Source organism: Erwinia sp., assembly GCF_031978025.1.
Classification (GTDB): Bacteria; Pseudomonadota; Gammaproteobacteria; order Enterobacterales; family Enterobacteriaceae; genus Erwinia.
Map to the genome: position 1 here is coordinate 1 of NZ_DALZCD010000402.1, position 2,735 is coordinate 2,735.

At 48.3% G+C, this 2,735-nt stretch carries 4 protein-coding genes; all 4 read left to right on the forward strand.

What is annotated here, in order from left to right:
* Positions 1–104 precede the first annotated feature (104 nt).
* Entirely contained in the window at positions 105–1,064 is a 960-nt protein-coding gene (locus RTK32_RS20930) for a chemotaxis protein (protein WP_312047297.1), read from the forward strand.
* A 187-nt stretch (positions 1,065–1,251) separates the two neighbouring features.
* Complete coding sequence (locus tag RTK32_RS20935; RefSeq protein WP_312047299.1) at positions 1,252–1,410, forward strand: hypothetical protein; 159 nt, start codon at positions 1,252–1,254, stop codon at positions 1,408–1,410.
* A gap of 196 nt (positions 1,411–1,606) precedes the next feature.
* Positions 1,607–2,101, forward strand: a complete 495-nt coding sequence (locus RTK32_RS20940) for a DUF1198 family protein (protein WP_312047301.1) — start codon at positions 1,607–1,609, stop codon at positions 2,099–2,101.
* A 303-nt stretch (positions 2,102–2,404) separates the two neighbouring features.
* Positions 2,405–2,735: gluconate 2-dehydrogenase subunit 3 family protein (locus RTK32_RS20945; RefSeq protein ID WP_312047303.1), on the forward strand; the 331-nt coding region annotated here is incomplete at its 3' end.

Consider the following 2,735-nt stretch of genomic DNA (forward strand, 5'->3'; position numbering starts at 1 on the left):
GTACTTTTCTTCACCGTTGCCGATAACCCTCTCAGAGTGATAAGCCGCGTGCCGTTGTACGCCGCTTACCAGCGTACAAACAGTCAGGTAACCCAGAGGTAGTAATGGATAATTTTCAGAAAGAGATTGATGAGAGAGCGAATCTCGCCTTATCCAACAAATTTGAGCTTCTGTTATTCCGTTTAGGCTCAGATCAGAACGATGCGAAATCAGAACTTTTTGGCATTAACGTGTTTAAACTGCGCGAGATCGTGCCGATGCCCGTTATCACCAAAGCGGCGGGCATGAAATCCCCTCTGCTGGGAATGGCAAATATTCGCGGCCAGTTTATTCCTGTTATCGATCTGCCAGCCGTCGCCGGCTGTACGCCAGAAACAGGTTTAAATCTGCTGCTGGTTACCGAATACGCACGCAGCACGCAGGCTTTCGCCGTGGAATCCGTGGACGATATCGTGCGCCTGAACTGGAGCCAGATCCATACGGCAGAATCCGGTATCAGCAGCCGTAATATCACCAGCATTGCCTGCCTGGACGATAAGACCAACAGTATGGCGATGGTTCTGGACGTGGAGCAGATCCTGCACGACGTTATTCCTTCCGTACGCGATGTCAAAGCAGAAGACGTTAAGCTGAAAGAGTTCAATATCAAACCAGGCTCAGTGGCTATCGTGGCGGAAGATTCTAAGGTCGCGCGCCAGATGCTGGAGCAGGGCCTGAAAGTGATGGGCATTCCTGCCGTCATGCATAATACGGGTCTTGAAGCCTGGGAAAAAATTAAGCTGATGGCACAGCAGGCGATGGCGGAAGGCGTATCCATTCACGATAAAATCGCCATGGTGTTAACCGATCTGGAAATGCCAGAGATGGATGGTTTTACCTTAACCCGCAATATTAAAAGCGATCTGGGACTGAAAAATATTCCTGTCGTTATCCACTCTTCGCTTTCAGGCAGTGCCAACGAAGATCACGTGCGTAAAGTCGGTGCGAATGGCTACGTGGCTAAATTTGAGATCAACGAGCTTTCTGCCGTGATCCATAAAGTACTGGAAGAAGCCGGAAACTAATTTGTTATCGGCGGTTTACGGGCCGCCTGATAATAATTTTATGTTAGTGGAAAAGATGAATTATTATTGCCTGTAGAATTCCCAAAGGAATTGATTCGGGCCCGGAAATACGTTTCGGCGTTATTGACAGGTAAAGAAGAGATCGTGGTTTATTATTCCATTACTGTCAGACCATAAGGAAATGAGGATGGCAATGCTGGAAAAAATAAAAGTGCTTTACCTTAATAACGATCGTGATGAGTTTCTCAAAGATGACATTCTGGCCGATCAAAACGGCTACGCCGTGCTGATGCTGGCCCCTGTCTCATTGCAGCAAGTTGACTTATACCGTCTGGACGAAGGTTAACGAGATAAGCGTGCCTCTGGCGGCTGGTGCCCCTGAAGCGGCGTTAAGGCTGGCCGTAGCGGCCTGCATCGACCCTCGCACCCACTGGCAAAAATAGTGACTAAGCTGCCTGCGGGCAGCTTTTCTACGCGGTTGCCTCTCCACAATGCTGCTGTTAATCTGACGCTCCCTGTGCCCGCTATTCCCGGTAAGTAAAATGATCTGGCTGATGCTTCTGACTTTAGTAGTGGTTTTTATTATTGGCTTTCGCGTATTAAATTCAACATCCCGGCGCGCGACCAGCGCGCTGACGAAGCGGCTGAATATCGATCCCGTCTATGTGGAATCGCTGCTCAGTCTGATGGGGCGCACGGCCGGGGAAGAGTTTATTGCTTACCTTTCACGCGATAACGAAGCGCATTTAAGCAATGCGGCAAGCGTGCTGCTGATCTGGCAGCTTTGCCTGGTGGACGGCTCCGAAGAAAATATCGCTTTCTGGCGAGGCGTGCTGCGCGAAGCCTGGCTGCCAACGGAATTATCCAGCGAACACGTCCGTCTGACGCTGAAATTTTTACGCGAGCTGGAACCAGATGCGCAGGAAATGCACGCTTTTCGTCTGCGCTACAACGCCCGCTTCACGCCAGAAGTCACCACGGTCGAAGGCGCAAAAAATAATGTGGTATCGATTCATTCTCATTCTCATCACCACTGAATAATTTTTTCCTTCTGTTCAGCACTGGCATTATCACTTATCTGAATTATCTTTCGGTCGCTATAAGGAAATAGTGCTTTAATTGGGCAGGAAAACCAGGCTGAAGCGCTTTTTTTAGCACAATACGCGGCTGACAATTTTATTGCAGTTTTATAACAAAGTTATAACGCTTAACTAAAAATAAATTTAATTCAACTTTTACATTTCGAAATAGTTTTATCCATAACATTACTTTTTTCCTGGTCGATAACAAAATCTATTAACTCAAATTACATTTTATTATCATGTGAGAGTCGTAATGTTATGTTGCTACAAAAAGAAACTACCCGGCGTAAGTTTTTACTGGGGTCGCTGTTAGCATTACCGCTTGGCGAGCTGGTCTTTAAAGGATTAACGGCGGCGCAGGCTGCCGAAATGGCCGCTCCCGAGCTGCTCGATTATCAACCCATCTTTTTTTCTGCCGACGAATGGCAATTTGTTATGGCCGCCTGCGATCGCCTGATCCCGGCCGGTGGCAAAGGCAAGGCGCCTGGCGCGCTGGAAACCAACGTGCCTATTTTTATCGCTCAGCAAATGCACGGCGATATGGGTAGCGAAATCTATATGCAGGGGCCGTTTACCCCCCATGCACCGG

What these genes read in the sequence shown, in the direction of transcription:
- RTK32_RS20930 (WP_312047297.1), top strand. Translation starts at nt 105, where the DNA reads ATGGATAATTTTCAGAAAGAGATTGATGAGAGAGCGAATCTCGCCTTA.
- RTK32_RS20935 (WP_312047299.1), top strand. Translation starts at nt 1,252, where the DNA reads ATGGCAATGCTGGAAAAAATAAAAGTGCTTTACCTTAATAACGATCGT.
- RTK32_RS20940 (WP_312047301.1), top strand. Translation starts at nt 1,607, where the DNA reads ATGATCTGGCTGATGCTTCTGACTTTAGTAGTGGTTTTTATTATTGGC.